Origin of the sequence: Streptomyces sp. NBC_00483 (assembly GCF_036013745.1) — a bacterium.
In the GTDB taxonomy this organism is placed as follows: Bacteria; Actinomycetota; Actinomycetes; order Streptomycetales; family Streptomycetaceae; genus Streptomyces.
Genome location: NZ_CP107880.1, coordinates 8,593,673 through 8,616,374 on the forward strand (window position 1 = coordinate 8,593,673; position 22,702 = coordinate 8,616,374).

At 70.1% G+C, this 22,702-nt stretch carries 16 protein-coding genes and 2 pseudogenes; 15 read left to right on the forward strand and 3 right to left on the reverse strand.

Annotation, left to right across the window (positions count from 1 at the left end; genetic code table 11):
* Window positions 1–312: 312 nt before the first annotated feature.
* Window positions 313–1,227, forward strand: coding sequence for an MBL fold metallo-hydrolase (locus OHA73_RS38385; RefSeq protein ID WP_327657430.1), 915 nt, complete (start codon window positions 313–315; stop codon window positions 1,225–1,227).
* A 610-nt stretch (window positions 1,228–1,837) separates the two neighbouring features.
* Window positions 1,838–2,176, forward strand: a pseudogene (locus OHA73_RS45865) (uridine kinase family protein); the annotation flags it as partial.
* Window positions 2,177–2,505: 329 nt separating this feature from the next.
* Here OHA73_RS45865 and OHA73_RS38395 read toward each other — a convergent pair.
* Window positions 2,506–3,651: a UDP-N-acetylglucosamine--N-acetylmuramyl-(pentapeptide) pyrophosphoryl-undecaprenol N-acetylglucosamine transferase gene (locus OHA73_RS38395; protein WP_443063238.1), complete on the reverse strand. Its 1,146-nt coding sequence runs from the start codon at window positions 3,649–3,651 to the stop codon at window positions 2,506–2,508.
* A 256-nt stretch (window positions 3,652–3,907) separates the two neighbouring features.
* On the opposite strand from OHA73_RS38395, the gene OHA73_RS38400 reads away from it, so the two are divergent.
* The 5 genes from OHA73_RS38400 to OHA73_RS38420 all read left to right on the forward strand — a co-directional run bounded on the left by OHA73_RS38400 (window position 3,908) and on the right by OHA73_RS38420 (window position 6,655).
* On the forward strand, window positions 3,908–4,063 hold the full coding sequence (locus OHA73_RS38400) for a hypothetical protein (protein WP_327657433.1): 156 nt from the start codon (window positions 3,908–3,910) through the stop codon (window positions 4,061–4,063).
* A 173-nt stretch (window positions 4,064–4,236) separates the two neighbouring features.
* Window positions 4,237–4,416: a hypothetical protein gene (locus tag OHA73_RS38405; protein ID WP_327657434.1), complete on the forward strand. Its 180-nt coding sequence runs from the start codon at window positions 4,237–4,239 to the stop codon at window positions 4,414–4,416.
* Window positions 4,417–4,621: 205 nt separating this feature from the next.
* Complete coding sequence (locus OHA73_RS38410; protein WP_443063174.1) at window positions 4,622–4,786, forward strand: SDR family oxidoreductase; 165 nt, start codon at window positions 4,622–4,624, stop codon at window positions 4,784–4,786.
* A 159-nt stretch (window positions 4,787–4,945) separates the two neighbouring features.
* The gene (locus OHA73_RS38415; protein ID WP_327657435.1) at window positions 4,946–5,512 is read left to right on the forward strand and encodes a VanZ family protein; all 567 of its coding nucleotides are present in this window, start codon (window positions 4,946–4,948) and stop codon (window positions 5,510–5,512) included.
* Window positions 5,513–5,677: 165 nt separating this feature from the next.
* The gene (locus tag OHA73_RS38420; RefSeq protein WP_327657436.1) at window positions 5,678–6,655 is read left to right on the forward strand and encodes a zinc-binding dehydrogenase; all 978 of its coding nucleotides are present in this window, start codon (window positions 5,678–5,680) and stop codon (window positions 6,653–6,655) included.
* A gap of 17 nt (window positions 6,656–6,672) precedes the next feature.
* Here OHA73_RS38420 and OHA73_RS38425 read toward each other — a convergent pair.
* Together OHA73_RS38425 and OHA73_RS38430 are read right to left on the reverse strand one after the other, a co-directional pair.
* Window positions 6,673–6,759 (reverse strand): annotated as a pseudogene (locus OHA73_RS38425) (DinB family protein); the annotation flags it as partial.
* 80 nt (window positions 6,760–6,839) lie between these two features.
* Window positions 6,840–7,841: a LacI family DNA-binding transcriptional regulator gene (locus tag OHA73_RS38430; protein ID WP_327657437.1), complete on the reverse strand. Its 1,002-nt coding sequence runs from the start codon at window positions 7,839–7,841 to the stop codon at window positions 6,840–6,842.
* A gap of 559 nt (window positions 7,842–8,400) precedes the next feature.
* Here OHA73_RS38430 and OHA73_RS38435 point away from each other — a divergent pair.
* From OHA73_RS38435 to OHA73_RS38470, 8 genes are all read left to right on the forward strand, one after another.
* A complete protein-coding gene (locus OHA73_RS38435; RefSeq protein WP_327658605.1) occupies window positions 8,401–9,831 on the forward strand; it encodes an L-fucose/L-arabinose isomerase family protein in 1,431 nt (476 codons plus the stop codon).
* A gap of 85 nt (window positions 9,832–9,916) precedes the next feature.
* The gene (locus tag OHA73_RS38440) at window positions 9,917–12,496 is read left to right on the forward strand and encodes a family 78 glycoside hydrolase catalytic domain (protein WP_327657438.1); all 2,580 of its coding nucleotides are present in this window, start codon (window positions 9,917–9,919) and stop codon (window positions 12,494–12,496) included.
* 251 nt (window positions 12,497–12,747) lie between these two features.
* Window positions 12,748–14,151, forward strand: a complete 1,404-nt coding sequence (locus OHA73_RS38445; protein ID WP_327657439.1) for an ABC transporter substrate-binding protein — start codon at window positions 12,748–12,750, stop codon at window positions 14,149–14,151.
* A 45-nt stretch (window positions 14,152–14,196) separates the two neighbouring features.
* On the forward strand, window positions 14,197–15,138 hold the full coding sequence (locus tag OHA73_RS38450) for an ABC transporter permease (RefSeq protein ID WP_266723207.1): 942 nt from the start codon (window positions 14,197–14,199) through the stop codon (window positions 15,136–15,138).
* Window positions 15,135–16,913 (forward strand): dipeptide/oligopeptide/nickel ABC transporter permease/ATP-binding protein, encoded by a 1,779-nt coding sequence (locus tag OHA73_RS38455; RefSeq protein WP_327657440.1) that lies wholly within the window; start codon window positions 15,135–15,137, stop codon window positions 16,911–16,913. The genes OHA73_RS38450 and OHA73_RS38455 overlap by 4 nt, the downstream gene beginning before the upstream one ends.
* On the forward strand, window positions 16,913–17,752 hold the full coding sequence (locus OHA73_RS38460; RefSeq protein ID WP_327657441.1) for an ATP-binding cassette domain-containing protein: 840 nt from the start codon (window positions 16,913–16,915) through the stop codon (window positions 17,750–17,752). The genes OHA73_RS38455 and OHA73_RS38460 overlap by 1 nt, the downstream gene beginning before the upstream one ends.
* A gap of 35 nt (window positions 17,753–17,787) precedes the next feature.
* Window positions 17,788–21,768, forward strand: a complete 3,981-nt coding sequence (locus OHA73_RS38465) for a glycosyl hydrolase (protein WP_327657442.1) — start codon at window positions 17,788–17,790, stop codon at window positions 21,766–21,768.
* Window positions 21,769–22,031: 263 nt separating this feature from the next.
* Window positions 22,032–22,700: a response regulator transcription factor gene (locus tag OHA73_RS38470; RefSeq protein ID WP_327657443.1), complete on the forward strand. Its 669-nt coding sequence runs from the start codon at window positions 22,032–22,034 to the stop codon at window positions 22,698–22,700.
* Window positions 22,701–22,702: the final 2 nt, after the last annotated feature.

Sequence of the window (22,702 nt, forward strand, 5' to 3'; positions counted from 1 at the left end):
AGCCTGATCCGTCAGAAGGACCCTGGTGCCCTGTCGAAGTGCTGTCAGATTGCGGGCCGTTGACCCGCTGGGATGTCAGGTTGCTTGAGAGGACGGAGGCCCGGGGTTCTCAAATGACCTGGCTTTCGCGGAAGTCGCGATCTCGATAGAGGCAGAACCTCCGGCAGAAATGATCGGGTGAGGTATGGCGGGACGAGGGAGCAAGGACGGCTGTCACAAACCAAGCTGCCGTCCGGTCTTAGGGGATGACTGGACGGTGTGCCCATGGCGCCGTCGATGTCGTCGGTCCACGCGCTTCAATAGGAGAACACCATGAGCCAAGTGAACCTCGCACACTCCCATGCACCGGGGCATGACGACCTGGTTCCCTCGCGCTACGCGCTGAAGGTCGGTGACATCGACGTGATGGTGATCAGCGACGGCGTGCTGCCGATCACCACCACGACACTCGCCCACAACGCCGCCAAGGACGACCTGGCGGCCTGGCTCGGTGACATGTTCCTGCCGCTGGAGGTGTGCAACTGGCCGCTGAACGTCGCCGTGGTGCGCAGCGGCGACCGGACCATCCTCGTCGATTCCGGGCTGGGGACGGAGTTCCCGGGTTTCCCGCGAGCCGGACGGCTGGCCATGCGACTGGACGCCGCCGGGATCGATCCCGCGTCCGTGACCGACGTGGTGCTCACCCACCTGCACATGGACCACATCGGCGGGCTGCTCGTGGAGGGGCTGAGGGGCCGGCTGCGCCAGGACCTGCAAGTCCACCTGGCGGCGGCTGAGGCCGAGTTCTGGGACGCGCCCGACTTCTCCCACACCGTCATGCCGGGGCCGGTGCCGGACGTGCTGCGAAAGACCGCCTCGCAGTTCCTGGACGTGTACCGCAGCCAGTTGCGCCCGTTCGAGACGGAGTACGAGGTGGCGCCAGGAGTGGTGATGCAGCGCACGGGCGGGCACACCCCCGGCCACAGCATCATCCGCCTGGAGTCCGGCGGCGATCGGCTGACGTTCGCCGGCGACGCCGTGTTCCAGACCGGGTTCGACAAGCCCGACTGGCACAACGGCTTCGACCACGACCCCGAGGAAGCGGCCCGCGTCCGGTTCCGTCTCCTGACAGAGCTGGCGGCGAACGGCGGGCAACTGCTGGCCGCGCACCTGCCGTTCCCGGCTGCCTGCCACGTGGCGGTCGACGGCAGCGCCTTCCGTTTCGTACCGGCCGTCTGGGACTACTGAACCGCACTGCGGCTGGGGCCGACGCCTGAGCAGCGCCCGAGAGGCCGGCCCTGATATGTGGTCCTGGTTGTCAAGTGAGCAAGGTGGAGCGGTGCCCACGTGACATCACTGTGGGCACCGCCCCGACAACCCGGGACACCACCTCCGACGAGGACTTCCGCAGCCCGCGGCCCCCATCGTCAGCCCATTCGACATCGACCAGACCCGGATCCGTCGCGCCCCCCCGGCTTTGCGTACCTGCCGAAAACGGCCGTACAGATACAGCGAGAACCGGACGAGGAAGATGGGACCAAACCCCACCTACGGGGTATACGCCTTTACTCGGCGCGCTATGGAACGAGAATCCGACAGCACGAACGAGAAGCAGTGGGAATCCGACAGGCTCAGTGCGGCAGGACAACTAGCGCTATCGCGGGTCGGGCGGTGTGGCCAACTGAAGTGCTAAGTCACACTCGCCGACGTATAGGCCGGGGGCCTGTCCTGCCTTTCTCGGAGCGGCTGCGTCGCACAGAATGCCGTCATGACAACGATCTCGACTGGCGCGGAGCAGGTTGCCGCTGCGATCGATGCCCGAAGCCGCGAGGGGTTTGCCTTGGCCGCGCTCGACGGCATGGGAGGGTCCGGTAAATCAACCCTGGCGGCGGCCCTTGTCGAGTTGCGTGGCGCCGTGGTCGTGCACGGAGACGATTTCTACCGCGCGATGGACGCGGAGGAGCGTGCTCGGCTGGATCCTGTGCAGGGCTACCACCGCTACTTCGACTGGCAGCGGCTGCGCGAAGAGGTGCTGTCGCCGCTCGCCGGCGGTCGCGATGCCGGCTACCGGCGCTACGACTGGGGGACCGGGGCCCTGGCGCTGGACGAGGTCCACGCCGTCTCTCACTCCGGCATCGTCGTCGTTGAGGGTGTGTACACCGCCCGACCTGAACTCGCCCAGTTGTACGACCTGGTGGTCTACGTCGATACCCCGCGCGAGGAATCCCTGCGCCGGCTTCGCGAACGTGGCCACGACCACGGCCCGATCGACTGGGAGTCCCGCTGGCGCCTGGCCGAAGAGTACTCCCTGGCCGTGGAGCGCCCCCTTCTCCTCGACCGAGTACCAGTGTTCGCGGCCTCCGCCGAGCAGGGTGTCGACCGGCGCCCCCTTGTCGTAGCGGACGGTGCCATCGGGGCCGACGCCTGCGTTGTAGTAGGTGTGGGTGAAAGTGCAGGCGACCAGGGAGCTCCCGGTAGCGAGTTGGAAGACCGGCAGTGCGGTCCCGACCGTGCGGTGGCCCGCCTTTACCTGTGCTGGCCGTCCACCACCGACAGCACGACATCGACGAGCCGCTCGGCGGCATCGGGGCGGCCGTGCGCGCGAGCGCGTGCGGCCATCTCGCTGCGCTGCGTCTCATCGGCCAGCAGCGGGGTCACCGCCTCCTGCAACCGCTGCGGAGTCACGTCGCCCACCAGCGCGACCGCAGCACCAGCGTCCTCCAAGTGCCGGGCGTTGTGGGCCTGTTCGTTCCCGGCCGAGGTGGCGAGTGGCACGAGGACGGCGGCCTTGCCGAGTGCGGTGAGCTCCGCGATCGTTCCGGCTCCGCTGCGGGAGAGGACGACGTCGGCCAGGGCGAGTACATCTGGCAGCTCGGAGCCTACGTAAGCGGTCAGGTGGTGGCGTGCGGCCAGCTGCGCGGGCAGTCCGGTGGCCGCTTCGCGCAGGCCCTCGACATGATCGGGGCCGCACTGGTGGATGACGTTGGCCCGCTCCAACAGCCAGGGGAGCACGGACTTCACCAGCTCGTTGATCTGCTGTGAGCCCTGCGCCCCGCCGGTGACGTAGACGGTGGGCAGGCGGCGGTCGAAGCCGGTCAGGTTCAGTACGTCGATGGCCTTGTCCGGCTGCCCGGACAGGACTTCGGGGCGTACCGGGTTGCCGGTCACCACGGCCCGGTTGCGGACGGCTTCCGGCAGCAGCGGCAGCGTGGACTCCGAGGACACGGCAACCCTGCTTGCGGCGCCGGCCAACGTCTTGTTCGCCAGGCCGAGACGGACCGTCTGCTCGTGGACGACCAGCGGGACGCGGCACAACCGGGTCGCCGCGATACCCACGGGCACGGCCACGTATCCGCCGGTCGCCAGCACCACGTCCGGCCGGAAGGCGTTGATCGCCTTGCGGGCCTGCAGCACGCCGAGCGGAACCCGGCTCATATCGGCGACGTTCGCCGGCGATGCCAATTTGATCGGGTTCTTCGAGCGGCGGATCTTGCCCACGGCGACCGACGTGAACGCGATGCCCTCACCGGCCGCCACACGTGCCTCCAGGCTGTCCTCCTTGCCCACCCAGAGGACTTCCAGGCCGCGGCCCGCGGCAGCCAGGCGAGCCTGAAGGGTGCGCACAGCAGTCAGGGCCGGGTACGTATGCCCGCCGGTTCCGCCGCCTGTCACGATCAAGCGGAGTGGGGGGTGAACGCTGCTCACAGGGGTGGCTCCAGTCACTGTCGAACCTTGCTCGGAATCGTGCCGGATCCGCACCCGGCCAAGGCCGAGCCTCCCACAGCCGCATGACCGCCCGACGACCCAGCCGTCCGATCGGTGTGCATGTTCGAAGAATGTCACCGTCGATGCGCAGGCGTAACGTCGGCGGCCGTCCGTACAACGCCCGCCGGGGGATGGTCATTTGAGGCCGGGCGATGAGCGATCGATGAGCGGTCGAGGGGCGGTCGAGGGGCGCGTCCCCACGGACACCGTGGAGGTGTTCGTCCCCGGAGCGTTCGCCGCGGGTGACTGGGCGCAGCCTGACATCTTGCTGTTCGTCCGCCACCTCCATCTACTGGCAGGCTGCGGTCAGTTGGACTGAAGCTCGCCGATGAGCTGCGCGGCTTGCTTCCGCGCCGGCTCCGGCCTCGGGGAACATCGGTACAGCCGTTGGCGCCGAGAACGGTCACGGTCCGATCGGCGTGAGCGCGCTGACGCGGTTCTCGTACTCGCGACATCGGGGACATCAGCGACGCCCGCCCCGCGCAGTTCCCCATGCCCATGCACCAGATCGCGCTCGCACGACTCGGCCTTCCACCGGTCGACGCCGCCGATCTCGAGGCTCTCGCCCAGCGCTGCGAGGCGTCGAACCGCTGGAGTTTCGCGCTGGTCCTGGCACCGCCGCGCATCACCGGCACCACCGGACTCGTCGTCAATCCGATCGCCGTCTTCTGATCGGGCAGGCGACGTGCTCGGCACATCCGGTGCCGAGCGGTCGACTGTTGTTCGTCAGGTGTTGGTCCCGGCCACAGGTGCCCGGTGGCCGCGGCGGCCGGCCTCGTTCTCTTCTTCGGCGCCGACATCGTGACCCACCTGCGAGCTCGCGACCACTCCTTCGGTCTGCAGTACCCGTTCCTTCTGCTGGCCATACGGTGGAGCGATGCGGGACGACGCCGAGATGCGACAGGTTCTGGCCGGACAGACCGCGCTCGGCCGCGTCGGCGAACCTGAGGAGATCGGCGACGCCATCGCCACGCTGGCCTCCGAGGGCCTGCGCTGGGTCACCGCCCAGCGGATCGAGGTCTCCGGCGGCGCCCTCCTCTGAGCGACCGGGCGACGGCCTGTAGAGACGCAGGCAGCGACGGCCCCGACTCACTCCCAGCGGGTAACTGCATTCGCGGTGTGATGGAGTACCGCCACAAGATGTACGTCACCAAGTGGCGCTGCCCCTGAGCTCCCGGCATCGACCCAAGGAACCTCCGCCGTGTGGGAGATCGTCCTCCACCTGACCCCGCTGACCGTCGCGGGGTTCCTGCTACTGTGCGCCGTCCTGCCCTGGGCGGCGGTGGCGCTGCAAGCCCGTGCCCGGGATGTCGTCCCGGTGCTCTCCCGTGCTCTCCTGGTGCTCTGTCTCCTGGTGGTGCTGGCGGCGACCCTGATCCCCGACCAGTCGCTGGGCAGTGGCGGGCAGCGCTACGTCATCTGGCTGCCGGGCGAGGGGCTGTGGGGCGACCACATGAGCACGCTCGGAATGAGTGACACGGAACGTGGCATGATCGTGCGGCTGCAGTTGGCGAACGCATTGATGTTCGTCCCCCTCGGCCTCCTCCTCGTCCTCGCGAGCCGTCAACCACGCCTGGGCCGTGCGGCCTTGACCTGTCTGGCCCTGAGCCTTCTCATCGAGGCGGCGCAGTACGCGATGAACGCCGGCCGCACCGTCGACATCGACGACGTACTGTTCAACACGCTCGGCGGCATCCTCGGAGGTCTCCTCGCCTACCTGCCGCACCGGATGCTGAGCCCCGCATCGCAGCCGCGGCACGCCCAATGACCACACGGTGGTGGCTCAGGAGGTACGGGACATCACTGCCGACGGAGTCCGAGGAAGCCGTCTGGTCCATGTGCAGGCCGGTCATGACGCTCCGTCCGAACAGCCGGCAGCCATCGCCGCCCACATCCGTGCCCCTGACAGTGGCTGGTCGGCGACAATCGCCTCATGCGTGCACTCCTGACCACCGGCACACCACCCGCGTGGACCGTGACCGAGATCGCGCCGCCCGCCGTCGCCCCGGACCAGGTGCTGGTGGAGGTCGCCACCGCAGGGCTGAACCGTGCCGACCTGCTGATGCGCGAGGGTGCTTATGTCCCGTCCAGTGCCGACTGGAACGTGGGGCCGGACCGTGTCGTTTTCGAGATGGCCGGTCGCGTGCGGACGGTCGGTGACCGGGTCACCGGCATCGTGCCCGGTGACTGCGTCATGGCGCAGACGGGCGGCGCCTGCGCCGAGTTGGTCGCCGTGGACCACCGGCTCCTGCTGCCCGTGCCCGACCTCCAGGACCTCGTTGCCGCCGCCGGCCTGCCCAGCGCACTGCTCACCGAGTACGACGCCCTGACCGGGGCGGCCCGGTTCCGGCCCGGCGACCGTGTCCTGATCACCGGTGGCGCCGGCGGCGTCGGTCACATCGGTGTGCAGCTCGCCCGGGCCCTCGGCGCCGGCACGGTCATCGCTACCACCCGCTCCCGGGCCAAGGCGGGCCTGCTGCGCGAGTTGGGCGCCACCCGGGTCATCGACACGGCTTGCGAGGACATCGCGACGGCGCTGGGCCCCGACGCCTTTGACGTCTGCCTCGACCACCTGGGCGGCCCTGTCCTTGCAGGTCTCCTCGGCGCCGCCGCTCCTCGCGCCAGGATCGTGCAGATCGGGCGGCTCGCCGGGGCACATGTCCGTCTTGACCTCGAAACGCTCGCTGCCCGCCGGATACAGCTGATCGGCACCACCTTCCGCGGCCGCGAGGCCGACGAACTGCACGCCCTCACCGCCCGAGTGCGCGAAGCCCTGCCCGGTCTGCTGCGCACCCACGACGTGCGTCCTCTCGTCGACTCGGTCCTCGACCTCAGCGAGGCGGAACGCGCTGGGCAACTGCTCGACCGGCCCGGACTCACCGGCAAGGTGATCCTGCGCATCGGCGTCTGACGACAGCCCTGCGGTCTTCACGGCTTGGAGGCTGCACGAATGAGCCGCAGCTGCCCGATCTCAGCGACGTTCTTCATCAGCTCGGCGTTCAGCCAGGCGACCGGGGCTGCTGCCGCAGCATCACCGCTGTGCGGGAACCCTGGTTACCGAACACCACAGGAACTTCGGAGAAGAGGCGGTCCGGTCATCCGCAGGTAGAGCCACGCACCACGAGCCGGGGCGGGAAAACCCGGGTCTCGTGCACATGCTCGTCGCTCGCTTCGATCTCGTCGATGAGGAGATCTATGGCTGCGCGGCCCAGGTCTTCGACCGGCTGGTGGATGGTGGTCAGCGGCACGGCCGCCAACGTCGCGACGTCGAGGTCGCCGTAGCCGATCACGCGGATGTCGTCCGGGATGCTCAGGCCGCGCGCGGACAGTCCCTGGCACACGCCCACCGCGAGGAAGTCGTTCGTGCAGAACACCGCATCCGGTACGGAGTTCAGGCCTCGGGCGATGGCGGCTCCCGCCTCGATCGTCATCGTCTCGGCGACGACCTGCTCGAGTCGGGCGTCCGGAGAGCTGCGGATCGCCTTACGGGCTCCCTGGTAGCGGTCGGCGCACTGCCGGATCGTCCGGCTGCCGTTGACGACGAGGATGTGACGCGCTCCGTCGTTGAGCAGGTGGTCCACCGCCAGGCAGCCACCGCTGACGTCGTCGACGGCGACCGAGCAGCCGTCCTGTGCCGGCATCGTCCGGTCGGTCAGCACCAGGGGAATGCCGCGCTGACGCAGCCTGGTGAGCCGGTCCGGGTCGGCGCCGAGCGGCGCGACGACGACGCCGACCGCGCGTTGCTCGGCAAGCATGGTGAAGTAGCTGCGCTCGCGGTCGGGGTGGTCGCCGCTGTCGCACAGGACAAGGGAGAGACCGTGCCTGTATGCCGCGTCGGTGGCCCCCCTTGCGATGCGCGCATAGAAGGAGTTCGCGATATCGGGCAGGACCAGCCCCACCGACGAGGCACGACCGCTGCGCAGGCTGGCCGCCCCCGGGTGCGGCACATAGTCGAGGGCGGCGACCACGGTGCGTACCCGGGCGGCGGTGTCGGCGCTGACGCGCTCGGGACGGTTGAGGACGTTGGAAACCGTGGACGTGGAGACTCCGGCTGCCTCCGCGACATCCTGGATACGAGCGGGCGGCTTGCTGGACATCACGCCCCTTGTCCTCCGATCGCCCGGGTCTCACCAGATGGGGCAGCGCCTGTGCCGCACGGGCACGATGATTTCGGCTCCCGACCTTAACGAAAAAACTTTACATGGCCGCATCCGAAGCGCACAGGACCACCGGGCCCGGCACACGAAGGTGCTCCGACATCGCAGGGCATGCCCGTCCGGGCCGGGTGCAAGCCTTCTAAAAACGTTTTAGACGCGGCATCTCGCACCCGCCGTCAACCTCCATGTCCGCCTCAACCTTTGGTGGATCGTGGTGAATAGTGACGTTTGTTCATGGCCGATCACCTCGCCGAAGAAGTTGCTGCACGCGTCTTGTTTGAACGTTCCAAGCGTCCTACGGTCGTTCGCACCGAGCCCTCGACCGGGCTGTGCGGTTCACATCCCGGCAGGCACCGCTTTCCTCGCGCGACGCACCTTCATCCGTGCAGCTGTGCAGCCTCTTCGCCCTGGTATCTCCTGACTTCGAAGAAAGAGGGATCCAACCTTCATGACCTCGAACCAGATCGCCGACAAGCCGGACGTGGAGACCGCGAACGAGATGGGCGCGTTGCGACGGCTTCTGCCCCCGGTGTCGCGCAGGAAGACGCGTATCGGTCTGGTGGCAGGCGGGCTGGGGGCCTACTGGCCGCAATTCCCGCAGCTGCTGCCCCAGTTGAAGGAATCCGCCCGATACGTGACCGAGCGGTTCCAGGCCCTGGACGCCGAAGTCACCGATGTCGGCTTCGTGTCGGACGCCCGCGAGTCCGAAGTCGCCGCCGAGAAGCTGCGCATGGCCGACTGCGATCTCATCGTCGTGTTCCTCGCCACGTACCTGACGTCGTCCATGGTGCTTCCGATCGCGCAGCGTTCGGGTACTCCGGTGCTGGTGATCGATCTGCAACCGACGGAGAAGATGGATCACGCGTCCTTCGATACGGGCAGTTGGCTGGCGTATTGCGGGCAGTGTCCGGTGCCCGAGGTCGGGAATGTCTTCCGTCGCGCGGGCATACCGTTCCGCTCGGTATCAGGGTGGTTGCGCGATCCCAACGCCTGGCGGCGCATTGAGCGTTGGGTCGCCGCGTCGAAGGTCAGGGCGGCGCTCCGGCACGCGCGGCACGGTTTGATGGGGCATCTCTACCCCGGGATGCTCGATGTCTCCACGGACATGACGCTGCTGTCGGCCCAGTTCGGCTCCCACGTCGAAGTCCTGGAATTCGACGATCTCCGGGTCCGGGTCGCCGACGTCGGCGACGGACAGGCCAAGGAGCGGATGAACCTGGCCAGGGAGATCTTCTCCGTGGACGACTCCGTGGCCGACGAGGACTTCGAGTGGGCCGCCCGGGTCTCTGTCGGCCTCGACCGGCTGGTCGAGGACTTCGGGGTGACCACTCTCGCCTACTACCACCGTGGGCTCGACGGCGAGCAGCACGAACGGCTCGGCGCAGGAATGATCCTGGGGGCCTCACTGCTGACCGCGCGCGGCATCCCGGCGGCCGGCGAGTACGAACTGCGCACATCCGCCGCGCAGTTGGTGAGCGACAGTCTCGGCGCCGGAGGGTCGTTCACGGAGATCCAGGCTCTCAATTTCACAGACGGCGTCGTCGAGATGGGGCACGACGGACCGGCACACCTGGCCGTCAGCGCGCAGGAGCCCATGCTCCGAGGACTCGGCGTCTACCACGGCAAACGAGGCTGGGGCGTCAGCGTCGAGTTCGACGTCGAACACGGTCCCGTGACCGCTTTCGGTATCGGCCAGGACCGGGACGGAACGCTGGTGTTCGTCGCGTCCGAAGGGAAGACCGTCCCCGGACCCCTCCTGGCGATCGGCAATACCACCAGCCGTGTGGACTTCGGACGGGACCCCGGCGAGTGGGTGGACGCCTGGAGCGACACCGGCATCGGGCATCACTGGGCGCTGTCCACCGGCCATCGCGCCGCCGAGTACGAGGCCGCCGCCCACCTCATGGGTGTGCCGTTCCGGCAGGTGTGACGACCGTTCCCCGGACACATCTCCGTTGCCCTGAAAGACACCACACTTTCCCGACCGCGGGCTGGTCCCGCGAGGAGGCATGACGATGCGCATCGAACGACTGGTGGCCGAGTACGGCGCACCCGACCTCGGGATCGGCACGGCCCGCCCGCGGCTCTCCTGGACCCGTAGCGGTGGGGACGCGGAACAGAGCGCGTACGAAGTGCGGCTCCGGACCGCCGACGGCGGCACCGAGGTGGCGGGTGGAGCCGGGCCCGAACAGGTGCTTGTCGCCTGGCCGTTCCGGGAGTTGCGATCGAGGGAGCGCGTCGAGGTCCAGGTCCGGGCCGAGGCGGACGGCACATGGTCGGCGTGGAGCGACCCCCTCGTGATCGAGGCCGGGCTGCTGACACCCGAGGACATCGAGGCGCGGTTCATCGGCCCACGGGACATCGGCGGTCTCGACGGTGGCACGGTCGTGCTCGCCCGCGACCTCGAGCTGGACGGGGCGGTCGCCGACGCGCGGCTGTACATCACGGCACACGGCGTCTACGACGCGTGGATCGGCGACCGCCGGGTGGGCGACCACCAACTCGACCCGGGCTGGACGGCGTACGACACCCGCCTGCGCTACCAGACCTTCGACGTCACCGAGCACCTGCGGGCCCCGGGCGGGAACCGGATCGCGGTCGGCCTCGGCAACGGCTGGTACCGCGGACAGCTCACGTGGACGCTGCAACGCGACTCCTACGGTGACCGTCTCGGGCTCCTGGCCCAACTCGAGATCACCTACGCGGACGGCCGCCGGCAGACCGTCCTCACCGACGGCACCTGGTGCGCCGGGGAGACCGGGGTGCTCGCCGACGACCTCTACGACGGCCAGAGCACCGACCTGCGGGTGCCGCTCGCGCCCGAAGCCGTGGCGACCGGCCCGGTCGATGTCCTCGACGTCGACCTCGGCCGGCTCGTCGCGCCGATGGGCCCGCCGGTGCGCGAAGTCGCGACGGTGCCGGCGTGCGAACTGCTCACCTCGCCGACCGGAGCGCAGATCATCGACTTCGGAGAGAACGTGGTCGGCTGGGTACGTCTGCGTGTCACGGGGGAGCGCGGCGGCACCGTCACCGTGCGGCACGCGGAAGTACTCGAAGGCGGAGAGCTCGGCGTACGCCCGCTGCGCGAGGCCAAGGCGACCGACACCTACGTCCTCGCCGGCGGTCAGCAGGTGCTCGAACCGCGGTACACGTTCCACGGCTTCCGATACGCGGAGGTCACCGGCGCCGAGGTGCGCCCCGAGGACGCCGAGGCCGTGGTGGTCAGCTCCGACCTGCGCCGTACCGGATGGTTCGAGTGCTCCGAGCCGGACGTGAACCGACTGCACGAGAACGTGATCCGGGGCATGCGCGGCAACTTCGTCGACGTACCGACCGACTGCCCGCAGCGCGACGAGCGGCTCGGCTGGACCGGCGACATCCAGGTGTTCGCCCCCACCGCCGGCTTCCTCTTCGACGTGGGCGGGTTCCTCGGCTCGTGGCTGCGGGACCTCGCGGCGGAGCAACGACCCGACGGCGGCGTCCCGTTCGTGGTGCCGGACGTCGTGCGCGAGCACATCGGCGGCCCCCGGCCCGGTGACGCGCCGCACTCGCCGCCGGCCGGCTGGGCGGACGCGGCGGTCCACGTGCCGTGGACGCTGTACGAACGCTACGGCGACGTCGGCGTCCTCGAGAGGCAGTACGACTCCATGAAGGCATGGGTCGACAAGGCCCACGCCCTGGCGGGCGAGTCCCTTCTGTGGGACACGGGATTCCAGTTCGGCGACTGGCTGGACCCGGACGCGCCACCGCACGACGCGGCGGCCGCGAAGGCGGACCCCGCCGTCGTCGCCACCGCGTACCTGGCCCGCAGCGCCCATCTCATGGCCCGCACCGCCGAGATCCTCGGGCGCGACGCCGACGCCCGGCGGTACGCACAGCTGTCGGCCGACGTCGCGCAGGCCTTCCGCAAGGAGTACGTCGGACCGGACGGCACGGTGCGCAGCGACTGCCAGACGGTGTACGCGCTGGTGCTGGTCTGGGGCCTGCTCGACACGGACGCGCAGCGGCGTGGTGCGGGGGACCGGCTGGCGACGCTGGTCCGTGAGGCCGACTTTCACGTCAGTACCGGATTCCTGGGCACGCCGGTGATCCTGGACGCCCTGTGCGAGGCCGGGCACCCCGAGCTGGCGCACGCGATGCTCCTGACCCGTACCAACCCGTCGTGGCTGTACCCGGTCGGCATGGGCGCCACGACGATCTGGGAGCGCTGGGACTCGATGCTGCCGGACGGGTCGGTCAACCCCGGCGAGATGACGTCGTTCAACCACTACGCGTACGGGGCGGTCGCCGACTGGCTGCACCGGAGCGTGGCGGGACTCGCCCCGGCCGCGCCCGGCTACCGCGAGGTCACGGTGCGGCCTTTGGTGACCGGCCAGTTGGACAGTGCGTCGGCCCGGCTCGACAGCCCGTACGGCCCGGTCGGTGTCGCGTGGCGGCTGGCAGGCGAGCGGTTCGAGCTGGAGCTCGACGTGCCGCCCGGAGTCACGGCCCACCTCGACCTGCCGCTGGACGAGCCGGCCCGCAGCGTCGGGCCGGGCACGCACCACGTGGCCGGGGACTGGGTGCCGGTGGGGAATCCGCTGCCCGCCCGCTGAGGTGTCGGTCCGAACGTTCCATCCAGAGGGCGAGGCTCCCTCACCTCAGGTCGGTTTCTCAAAGGCGAGATCGGTTTCTCAAAGGCGAGAAGGGAGCGGCGATGAAGACGAAGTGGTTCGGAACGCTTCGTGGAGCAGGTTCCAGGTTGGCCGTCGCGGCGGTTGTCGCGTGTACCGCGCTGTCCGGGTGCGCGACCGGGCACCCTGCGGGAGGCTCCGCGGTCAAGGGCCAACGGACACTGACCCTTGGTGTGTCGGGAGAGCCGCAGTCGTTCGACCCCGCCCTGCAGCAGAGCGGCGGCGACCAGCGATGGCGATGGCAGGCGACCTTCGACACGCTGCTGCGCTGCGACGCCGATGGCAACGTTGTCCCCAACGCGGCCCAGAGCTACAAGCTCAGCAAGGACGCGAAGACCCTCACCATGAAGCTCCGCAAGGGGATGACCTTCTCGGACGGCACACCGGTGAACGCCGCCGCCGCGAAGGCGACCATCGAGCACATGAAGAAGGGCGGCGGTTCCGACGCCGGCCGCGTCGCCGAGGTCACCGTCAAGACGCCGGACGCCCACACCGTCGTACTCAAGGCACCGCGCCCCACCGGCCAGTTGCCCACGTTCATGTGCCTGGCGCCCGGCGCCATCGCGGAGCCGAAGCAGATATCCAGCGGCTCCGTCGCCTCGGTTCCCGTCAGCTCAGGGCCGTACAAGCTCGACCCGGGCGGATCGACCTCGGGGTCCGTCTACCGGTTCGTCAAGCGCGACGACTACTGGAACGCCGACGCCTACGCGTATGACACCGTCGAGTTCGTCACCATGTCGGACTCCACCGCTCGGCTCAACGCGCTCATGTCCGGTGAGATCGACGGCGCCGTCATCGACCAGGACCAGGCGGCCGAGGCACGCAACACCGGCCTCCACGTCCTGTCGAATCCCGGCACTTGGACCGGCATGTACATCAACGACCGGGCCGGCAAGAAGATCCCCGCACTCGGCGACGTACGGGTGCGCCGCGCGATGAACATGGTCTTCGACCGGAAGGCCATCGCCGACCACATGTTCGGCGGCGAGGCCGCGCCCACCACCCAGATCTTCAACCCGGGCTCCACCGCGTTCGAGGCGAAACTCGACAAGGCCTACCCGTACGACATCGCGCGGGCGCGCCGACTCATGAAGGAAGCGGGTCACGCGGACGGCTTCACGATCGAGGTGCCGAGCGAGGCCGACGGCAGCGCCGTCTACAACCCCCTGGTGATCCAGCAGCTCGGGCTGCTGAACATCCGCGTCAAGGAGGTCCCGCTCACGGGGCCGACCGCGATCTCCGACATCCTCGGCGGCCGGTTCCCCGTCATGTACGCACGGATGAGCACGTCGGCGTCGTCGCTGTTCAGCATCGTCGAGGCGCTCGAGCCCGGCTCCATCTGGAACGTCATGCGGACCAAGGACCCGAAGCTGCAGAAGCTCCTCGAAGAGGCTCAGGTCGCGCGCGGCAAGCGCGGCGACGAGGTCTACCGGGAGATCAACGAATACGTCGTGGACCAGGCCTGGTTCGTGCCCTGGGTCGCGGAGAACACGTTCTTCGCGACGCGGGACGCCTCGATGGTGCCCGAGATGACCGACCCGTTCCGCTTCAACCCGTACCTGAGCGACTTCAAGTAACCCCGGCCGCAAGGCTGTTGCCATCACGAGGAGGTGAGGCATCCCATGATCGGTTACACCCTGCGCCGGCTCGCCTCGGCGCTCCTGCTCACCGTCGCGGTCACGTTCGTGACGTTCGTTCTGATCTTCAGCGACAGCAACGCCATCGCCCGCGCCACGCTGGGCAAGGCCGCCACCCAGGCGGCCGTGGACCAGAAGGCCGCGCAACTCGGCCTCGACCGTCCCGTCCTGGTCCAGTACCTCGACTGGGTGGGCGACGTCCTGCACGGCTCGCTCGGCGTCAGCTTCTTCACCGGGGAGTCGGTGACGTCGATGCTGACGACCCGGCTGCCCGTGACGCTCTCGCTCACCGCCGTGGTCGTCGTCCTGACGGCACTCGTCAGCGTGCTCGTCGGCACCCTGGCCGCCGTGCGCGGCGGCTGGCTCGACCGGACCCTGCAGATGTTCGCCGTGTCCGGCGCGGCCGTGCCCGCGTTCATCGTCGCGATCTTCCTGGTGCTCCTGGTCGCGGTCGAATGGGGCTGGCTGCCCGCCACGGGGTACGTCCCCTTCGCCCGCGGCCCCGTGGAGTGGGCGAGGTCCCTCGCGCTGCCGGTGCTCGCCATCCTCGTCGGCTCGATCGGTGGCGCGGCACAGCAGTTCCGCGGCGCCGTCTCCGAGGTCCTCCAGCAGGACTTCGTCCGTACGCTGCGCTCGCGCGGCATCGGCGAGTTCGGCATCGTCTTCCGGCACGTGCTGCGCAGCGCGGCCGCCCCCGGCCTGACCATCCTCGGCCTGCAGACCATCGGCATGCTCGGCGGCGTCGTCCTCATCGAGCAGGTCTTCGCGCTGCCCGGCGTCGGCGACCTCGCGGTCGAGATGACGCTGCGCTCCGACATCCCCGTCGTCATGGGGTGCGTCGTGTTCACCGTCCTCGTCGTCGTGGTCGTCAACCTCGTCGCGGACATCGTCGGCGCCTGGCTCAACCCGAAGGTGAGGCTCGGATGAGCGCGGAACAGGTCGCCAGCCCCGTCGTCGACCGCGAGGCTCTCGCCGGCGGCACGGCTTCTGCCGGTGACGGCCGCGGCGGCGGGACCTCCATAGGGCGCCGCCTACTGCGCGACCCGCTGGCCGTCGCGGCCCTCGTGTACGTGACGCTCGTCGTGCTGGTCGGCATACTGGCGCCGCTGCTCGCCCCGAACGGGCCGAACCACGTCGACGTCAGCCAGGCCAACACCCCGCCGTTCGTAGGCGACTTCGTGCTCGGCGGCGACTCCTCGGGCCGCGACATCCTGTCCCGGCTGCTCTGGGCGACGCGCGGCACCCTGCTCTCCTGCGTCATCGTGCTGGCCGTCTCGACCGTCGTCGGCGTCGTCGGCGGCCTGCTCGCGGGCTACTTCCGGGGGCCCGCCGAGGCGATCGCCGGCTGGGTCGCCGACGCGGTCATGGCGCTGCCGGGCATCGTGCTGCTCATCGCCATGTACACCGTGATCGGCCCGTCAATCCCGATGGCCATGGCGGTGTTCGGCGTCCTCATCGCGCCCGCGAACTACCGGCTCGTACGGGCCGTCGTCGCCGAGGTGCGCGGCGAGCTCTACATCGACGCCGCGAAGGTCTCCGGCCTCTCCGACCTGCGGATCATCTTCCGGCACGTCCTGACCGCCGTACGGGCGCCGATCATCATCCAGTCCGGGTTCATCCTCGCGGCCGGTATCGGCATCCAGGCGGGACTGGAGTTCCTCGGCCTCGGCGACCCGCGCGACCCCTCGTGGGGCGGCGTCCTCCAACAGGCCTTCTCCACGGTGTACTTGAACCGCGGCGCGGTCGTCGCGCCGGCCCTCGTCGTCAGCCTCACCATCCTCGCGTTCGTCCTGCTCGGTAACGCGTTGCGCGACGCGCTCCAGGGCTCCGGACGGAATCGGCCCGCGACCACCGAACGCCTCGCGGCGGCCCGCGCCGCCCACCCCGCGTCGTCCCACACCCCGGAGGCCGACGCCCTCGTGAGCGTACGAGGCCTCGCGCTCGGCTACCCCGACGGCGAGGGCGGCGTAAGCGAAGTGGTCGAGAGCGTGGACCTGTGCGTACACCGTGGCGAGATCCACGGCCTGGTCGGCGAGTCCGGGTCGGGCAAGTCGCAGACGGCGTTCGCGATGCTCGGGCTGCTGCCCAAGGACGCGGTGGTGCTCGGCGGCGCGGTGTTGTTCGACGGCGCCGACCTGCTGGCCGACACCGCCGCGATGCGCCGGGCGCGCGGCACCCGCATCGCCTACGTGCCGCAGGAACCGATGAGCAACCTCGACCCGACGATCACCATCGGCCGCCAGCTCACACTCGGCCTGCGGGCAGTGAAGCGCATGCCGAAGGCGCAGGCGCGCACCCACCTCCTCGGCATCCTCGGCCGGGTCGGGATCGCCGACCCGGAGGCGGTCTTCGCCATGTACCCGCACCAGATCTCGGGCGGCATGGCGCAGCGCGTCCTCATCACCGGCGCGCTGGCGGGCGACCCGGACCTCATCGTCGCCGACGAGCCGACGACGGCCCTCGACGTCACCGTGCAGGCCGACGTGCTCGCACTCCTTCGCGAACTGCGGGACGAGCGCGGGCTCGGGATGCTCCTGGTCACCCACGACCTCGGGGTCGTGGCCGACATCTGCGACACCGTGAGCGTCATGCGCGGCGGCACGATCGTCGAGCAACAAGAGGTCAGGTCGTTGTTCGCCGACCCCGAACACCACTACACACGCGAGCTGTTGTCGTCCGCGCTCGACCCCGAGGAGGCGTGATGACGGACGCAACCCCGCTGCTGCGGGTGGAGAATCTCGTCGTCGAGTACCGGTCGGGGCGCCTGCGCTCGACGAAGCGGATCATCGACGACGTCAGCCTCGACATCGCACCGGGCGAAACGCTCGGCCTGGTCGGGGAATCCGGCTCGGGCAAGACGACGATCGGGCGCGCGGTCCTCGGGCTCGCCCCGGTCACGTCGGGCCGCATCCTGCTCGACGGCACGGACATCAGCGGCCTGCGCCGCCGCGAGCGGCGTGACCGTGCCCGCGACGTGCAGGCGATCTTCCAGGACCCGTACTCGTCGCTGAACCCGTCGATGTCGATCGCGGACATCCTCGCCGAGCCGATCCGCGAGGGGACCCCGGCCTCGCGACGGGGGCGGGTACGCGAACTCCTCGACGCCGTCGGTCTGCCCACGGACGCCGGGCGGCGGCGGGCGCGGGAGTTCTCCGGCGGCCAGCGCCAGCGCATCGCGATCGCGCGCGCCCTGGCACTGAGCCCGCGTCTCATCATCTGCGACGAACCGACCAGTGCCCTGGACATGAGCACCCAGACCCGCGTACTCGGCCTGCTCAAGGAGATCCAGCAACGCACCGACGTGTCCTACCTGTTCATCAGCCACGACCTGGGCGTCGTACGCGAGATGAGCGACCGCACCGCGGTGCTGCTCGGCGGCCGCATCGTGGAACAGGGCACGGCCGAGCAGATCGCCCGGGACCCCCAACACCCGTACAGCCGAAGGCTGCAGATGGCCACACCCGTCGCCGACCCCGTACTGCAGGCACGGCGCCGCGAGGAACGCCTGGCGATGCTGCGCGAGCAGGCGGCCGCGGGCTGACCACAACCGCCACACCCCTGACGGAAGGACCCCTGGTGGACCAGGACTTGACCGACCTCTTCGACAACCCGCCGGCACACAACGGCCCCGTCCCGCTGTGGTGGTGGAGCGGCGGCCCGGTCACGCGCGAGCGCGTGCGGTGGCAGCTGGAGCGCTTCGTCCAGGGTGCGATCCACGACGTCGTCCTCATGAACCTCGCGCCGAAGGGACCGACGTACGGGGCACAACCCGACGACCCGCCGTGGTTCAGCGAGCGGTGGTGGGACCTCGTCACCTACACATGCGACGTCGCCGACGAACTCGGCGTCCGCCTCTGGTTCTACGACCAGATCGGGTTCTCGGGGGCCAACGTCCAAGGCACCGTCGTGGCCACGCACCCGGAGGCGGCGGGGCGGGTGCTGCGCACCGCCGTGACCGAAGTCGGCGAGGACGGCACGCTGCCGCTCGCCGAACGCGACCACGTCGTGGGCGTGTACGGGGACCGCGCGGGGGACGGCTGGCAGCGGCTCGACGTGCGCGACAGCCGGGTGGACGCCGCCCCCGGCACCCGCATACGCGTCGTGACCTGGCGCGACACCGCCTTCGACTACCTCGACCCGCACGCCTGCTCCCTGCTGCTCGACGCCGTGCACGGCGAGTTCGAGCGCCGCCTCGGCGACCGCCTCGGCAACGTCATCACCGGCAGCTTCCAGGACGAGCTGCCCGCCATGCCCACGTGGTCGGCCCGGTTCGCGGCCGAGTTCCAGCGCCGCAGGGGTTACGACCTGCTCGATCACCTGCCGTCGTTGTGGGAACGAGGGGGTGACGCCGACGACGCCGTACGAGCCGACTACCACCTCGTGCGCACCGAACTGGCCGAGGAGGCGTTCTTCCGGCCGCTCGGTGAGTGGCACGAACGGTGGGGCATGCTCGTCGGCGCCGACCAGACCAACCCGGCCCGCGCCGGCTGGCCCACCCAGAGCTCGCAGCTCTACGGCGACTACTTCACGACCCACCGGTGGATCAACGCCGTCGGCAGCGACCACGAGGGCGACGCCCGCGTCCACTCCTCCATGGCCGACCTGTACGGGCATCCGCGCGTGTGGATCGAGTCGTTCCACTCCAGCGGCTGGGGCGGCACGCTCGAGGACACCTGGGACTGGCTGCTCCCGTTCTTCCGCAGCGGCGCCGACCTGTACAACCCGCACGCCGCCTACCTCGACACACGCGCCGGCTGGTTCGAATGGGCGCCGCCGGGAACCGACTTCAGGCAGCCGTACTACGCGGTCTACCCGAGCTTCGCCCGCGCGGTCGCGCGCACGTCGGCGCTGCTGACCTGGGGAGACCACGTCGTCGACGTCGGGGTGCTCTACCCCTCGACCACGGGGCACGCGGAACTGGCACCGGACGAGCCGATCGACTACTTCGGCGAGGGACCCATCGGCGGCCCGCACGAACGGGCCGACCGCGCGCACATCACGTACCAGGCACTCACCGGCACGAACAACTGGTTCCGCCACACCCCGAGCCTGCTCGACCGCGCCGGGATCGACTTCGACGTCGTCGACGAGGACTCCCTGCACCGCGCGACGGCAGGCGACGGGCAGTTGCGGGTCGGGGCGCTCGGGTTCCGCACCGTGCTTCTCCCGTCGGTCACCCACCTGCGACCCGGGACGGCGGAGCAACTCGTCGCACTGCTCGACGCCGGGGGACAGGTCGTGGTCGTGGGCGCCGACCCGGTGACGGTGACCGGCCGCGACTCTTCCCCGGCGCTCGCCGCCCTCGTCGAACACCCCAAGCTGGTCCACGCAGACACACCGGAGCAGGCGGTCCGGCTGACCGCGGACGCCGGCACCCCGGCATGGGCGCCGCACGGGCTGCGCGCCCGCCGCCGCGGCGATGTCACCGCCGCGTTCGTCCCGGCCGCCGAGCCGAACGCGACCGCGTACCCGCTGCGCCAGGACCCGGACTCACTGCACTGGGACGAGATCGACTTCGACCCCGGCCGGTACGCGGCACGCACCCACGTGGACGTGGCGGGTCCGGTGGCCGAGGCGGAGGTGTGGAACCCGGCGACGGGCGAACGCCGGCCGGCGCCGATCGCTCCCTCGTCGGCGGGCAGCCGTATCGAGGTCGACCTTGCCGGGGCGCCCGCCGTCTTCGTCGTCTGGCGCGCCGGCGAGCGTCGGCCCGAGCACCCGGCGCAGCCCGCCGCCGCGACACCCGCTCCTCCGGTCGTCGAAGAACCGCTCGACGACGGATGGACCCACGAACTCGTCCCCACCCTCGACAACACCTGGGGCGACATGGCGCTGCCCGCCGGCCCGGACGACGTACCACTCGAGGTGTGGCGGATGCGATGGCGCGACGGCGAGGCCGAACCGGTCGACGTCCGCGCCACGTTCGGCCAGCAGGTACTGGTGCACGGCCCGTCGGCCACGCCCCCCGGACCACTGGGCGAGCGAGACGCGGAGCGCGTACGCCAGGGTGCCGAACTCGCAGACCCTGACTGGCAGTTGCACCGTTTCTCGGCGTCCCGCGGACTCGACACCGACCACGGACACCGGTACGAGCCGAAGGGGTTCGTGCCCGAGGAATTCCTGGTGCTGCCCGCGCCCGGCGAGGGCGAACACCTCTCCGTCCGTACGGTGTTGAGGGTGGAAGAGCCCGGGCCGTACCTCCTCACCGTCGCCGCACCGGCGGCGAAGCAGGTGTGGTTCGACGGGGTGCCGTGCACGGCCGACGGCGACCGGTACGCCACGACGATGCCCGTACGGTTCTCCGGCCGAACCGCCGTACTGGAGTACCGGGTGGGCGCCGGTGAACTGCCGGCCACGGTGCACGGGAACCACCCCGAGACCCTCGGGTCGTGGTTCATGCTCGAACGCCCCCAACAGCACGTGGAGCGGCCCGAGTTCATCGCCCCCGGCCAGGTGGCAGGCGGCGAGGGCGACGTACGAACCCGGTTCCGCACACCGTCCGACGCCGACGGCGTCACCCTGGTCACCGGCTCCACTGCCGCGCTGCGCATCGAGCTCGACTCGGTGCCCGTCGCCCGCCAGGAGAAGGTGCAGTACTACGAGAACGACGCGGGCGACCGGCCCATGTTCTTCACCCACCACCTCGGCCCGCTGCCGGCCGGGGAACACGAGTTGCGGGTCGTCGCGGAGACCGCCGACCCCGAGCACGCGGTGTCCGTCGACGCCCTCGTGCACGGGAAGGGCCTCCGGCAGACCGTGGTCAGCGGCCCGGAGTGGACCAGCGGCGCGGATGGGCCGCCGGCCCGCGTGAAACGGGGCCTCGGCGCCGGACTCACCCACACGCACACGGCGCGCCGCCCGCACCCGCTGCCCGATGCCGCCTGGCTGACCGGGCGGCCGCAGGTCGGGGAGCCCGCGGTCCGCTTCTCGGCCGCCCGCTCCGCGGCCCCGCGCCTCCAGGAGTTCGAGGTCCTGCTGCCTGCGGGCGCGGTCGAGGCATCGCTCCCGGTGCCGGTCGAGAGCGCCGAGCTCGCCGGTGCCGCCGTGTCCGTCGAAGCCGGGCGCCTCACGCTGGACCGCCCCTTGGACCGCCCGGCCACGCTGATCGTGCGCACCGCCCCTCGCGCGTTCGACGTCGGCGGGGCGGCGTGGGACGGCCCGCTCGTGGTGCGCACGGAGTCCTTCGTGGGCCCGTTCGAGGACTGGCGGGACGCCGGACTCGGCGCCTGGAGCGGCGCCGTGCGCTCCACGCGGTCGATCCACGTGGCCGAGAGGGAGCGCGTCCGCCTCGACCTGGGCCGTGTCCGCGGTGCCGTCGTGATCGCGGTCGACGACAACGCGGTGGGCGAACTCTTCTGCAGCCCCTTCGCCCTGGATCTGGGTGAACTCGCCCCCGGAGAACACCGGTTGACGGTCACCGTGTACGGCACGCTCGCGCCACGCCTCGACTCGATCAGCCCGACCCACTTCCTGCGACCGTCTCAACTCCACACCGGTGTACGTGGCCCGGTCCGACTCACCCGCCGAAGCGTGGGCGGTGATGCCCACGTGACGTGATGCCGCGCACGGCGGCGGGGCGCGCCGCCGCGGGAGCGGTCGTCCGGAACGGTGTGAGCAACACTCGGTGAGGCTTCCCCAGCCGGTCTGTGGCGCTGTAGCGCCCAGGCCACAGACCCGGCACACCGTCCCGCGGTCCCCCATCACGGGAGAGCCACCGGGCGACATGTGCCCCGGAGCCTCGCCAAGGCCATGGGCGAGAACTGGCCACGCCTGAGGGCGGCCCGAATTCTCACTCCGGACGACTGGAAGAATGCCCGGCTGTGACGATTCGTGTGCTGATGGTGGATGACCAGGAGATGGTGCGCCGCGGAATGGGGCGGATCCTCGAGAGTCAACCGGACATCGAAGTGGTCGGTGAGGCCGCCGACGGAGTGGCCGCACTGGAACAGGCCCGCCTGCTGCGGCCCGATGTCGCTCTCATGGACGTGCGCATGCCCCGGATGGATGGACTCGAGGTCACCCGCAGGCTGCTCGAACCCGCCTCCGGGCTCACCACGAAGGTCGTCGTTGTGACGACCTTCGACCTGGACGAGTACGTGTATCCGGCGCTGCGCTACGGCGCTTCAGGCTTCCTGCTCAAGCGCTCGGGGCCCACGCTGCTCGTGGAGGCGGTCCGTGCGGCCATGGTGGGGGACAGCCTCATCAGTCCCTCGATCACGGTCCGGCTGCTGCGCCATGTCACAGGCAACGGAGCTTCCGCTGGGGCGGGTTCGGCGCGGCCGGCGATGGTCGAACCGCTCACCAAGCGGGAGATCGAGGTCGCTGGAAAGGTGGCCGAGGGCCTGACCAACGCCGACATCGCCGGCGAGATGTTCATCTCGCCGGGCACCGTCAAGACACATGTCGCGAGCATCCAGCGCAAGCTCGGTGTCCGCAACCGGGTCGGCATCGCCGTCCGGGCCTGGGAGATGGGGTACGCCCCTTCCTAGGC

Bases quoted from the DNA above. Each gene is read 5' to 3' on its own strand.
- OHA73_RS38385 (WP_327657430.1), top strand. From the start codon at position 313: ATGAGCCAAGTGAACCTCGCACACTCCCATGCACCGGGGCATGACGAC.
- OHA73_RS38400 (WP_327657433.1), top strand. From the start codon at position 3,908: ATGAGCGGTCGAGGGGCGGTCGAGGGGCGCGTCCCCACGGACACCGTG.
- OHA73_RS38405 (WP_327657434.1), top strand. From the start codon at position 4,237: ATGCCCATGCACCAGATCGCGCTCGCACGACTCGGCCTTCCACCGGTC.
- OHA73_RS38410 (WP_443063174.1), top strand. From the start codon at position 4,622: ATGCGGGACGACGCCGAGATGCGACAGGTTCTGGCCGGACAGACCGCG.
- OHA73_RS38420 (WP_327657436.1), top strand. From the start codon at position 5,678: ATGCGTGCACTCCTGACCACCGGCACACCACCCGCGTGGACCGTGACC.
- OHA73_RS38430 (WP_327657437.1), bottom strand. From the start codon at position 7,841: ATGTCCAGCAAGCCGCCCGCTCGTATCCAGGATGTCGCGGAGGCAGCC.
- OHA73_RS38435 (WP_327658605.1), top strand. From the start codon at position 8,401: ATGGGCGCGTTGCGACGGCTTCTGCCCCCGGTGTCGCGCAGGAAGACG.
- OHA73_RS38440 (WP_327657438.1), top strand. From the start codon at position 9,917: ATGCGCATCGAACGACTGGTGGCCGAGTACGGCGCACCCGACCTCGGG.
- OHA73_RS38450 (WP_266723207.1), top strand. From the start codon at position 14,197: ATGATCGGTTACACCCTGCGCCGGCTCGCCTCGGCGCTCCTGCTCACC.
- OHA73_RS38455 (WP_327657440.1), top strand. From the start codon at position 15,135: ATGAGCGCGGAACAGGTCGCCAGCCCCGTCGTCGACCGCGAGGCTCTC.
- OHA73_RS38460 (WP_327657441.1), top strand. From the start codon at position 16,913: ATGACGGACGCAACCCCGCTGCTGCGGGTGGAGAATCTCGTCGTCGAG.